Here is a 1,062-nt window from a genome sequence, read left to right as displayed (position 1 = left end):
CGCGACCTCCTCGAACGGGCCCGCGAGCAGGGCTACACGCTCGAAGAGATCGCAGAGGACACCAACCGCTTCGACGACCTCCAGTCACTCGTCGAAGAGCAGCAGAACCAGCCTACGGCTGGAGACGCCACCGATGATTAACCCGCTATGTCACAGGACCAGACTCCCTCCGACCCTGAGCGTAGCGTCGAAAACCAGTCACCGCTGACCGGGAAGATTCCTCGGCAGGCAGCGCTCACCGTCGTCCTCCTGAGCCTGTTCGCTGTCCAGCCGGTCGCCGCCCAGAGTAATGCGGTCTGTAGCGCAGACAACCTCCCGAGTATGATTGAGGGATTCTTCCAGCTGACCACTGCGCTGGGGATCGTCGGCCTCGCCATCGTCTGGCAGGCTGACTCCCTCATCGAGATGTTCACCCTCAATCCCGAGCAGAAGAAGGGCCTCAAGCGCCACAAGCGGTCAGCGATGAAGTCCGCGGTCGTCCTCGTCGTGCTCGGCCCCCTGTACACCGTCGCCGGGTCGATGATGGGCCTCCCGCTGGCGCAGTGCGTCGACCTCGTCCCCTGGTAACCACCCCACAGTCCCCGTTGCGAGCCCTATGAACCATCGAGAGCTCTCCGTGCTCATGGCCGGCTTGCTCGCGACGAGCCTAGTCACGGGTATTGTCGCCGCTGACCCGCCGCGACCGGGTACGGAGGGGAACGGGCTCACGGAAAACGAGTCGGCAACGCTGTGGTCACGTGATGCGGACAACTACATCAGCCAAGAGGAGTACCGCCAGCGCTACGGCGAGGACCGCTCCGCTGTCCATCAGGTCGCGAACGGGACGGACATTACGTTCAAACGGCCGCCCGCGACAGCGGCGACGTGGACGCGGAACGACTTCGAGGACCTCGACGCCGGCGGCCCAGATACGTCCGTACATCCACCGCACGCAGACCTCGAGGACGGCGTCTTCATCGAGGATGCTCACGCGACGATCTTCGCGGTCCAGCCCTCTACTCGTGGACACCTCGAGTCCGGTGAAACCCCACTCTACATCGCACCGAATGGGACGATGCGCGG

1 protein-coding gene and 1 pseudogene are annotated in these 1,062 nt (G+C 64.1%); both read left to right on the top strand.

The window, feature by feature from the left end:
- Positions 1–147: 147 nt before the first annotated feature.
- Positions 148–567: a hypothetical protein gene (locus tag AN233_RS06030; RefSeq protein ID WP_008364408.1), complete on the top strand. Its 420-nt coding sequence runs from the start codon at positions 148–150 to the stop codon at positions 565–567.
- 28 nt (positions 568–595) lie between these two features.
- Positions 596–1,062 (top strand): annotated as a pseudogene (locus AN233_RS06025) (hypothetical protein); the annotation flags it as partial.

Source organism: Haloparvum sedimenti, assembly GCF_001462205.1.
Taxonomy (GTDB): domain Archaea; phylum Halobacteriota; class Halobacteria; order Halobacteriales; family Haloferacaceae; genus Haloparvum; species Haloparvum sedimenti.
This window is presented reverse-complemented; position numbering and strand designations above follow the sequence as displayed.

Coding starts and splice junctions, on each gene's coding strand:
- AN233_RS06030 (WP_008364408.1), top strand. CDS start 148: ATGTCACAGGACCAGACTCCCTCCGACCCTGAGCGTAGCGTCGAAAAC.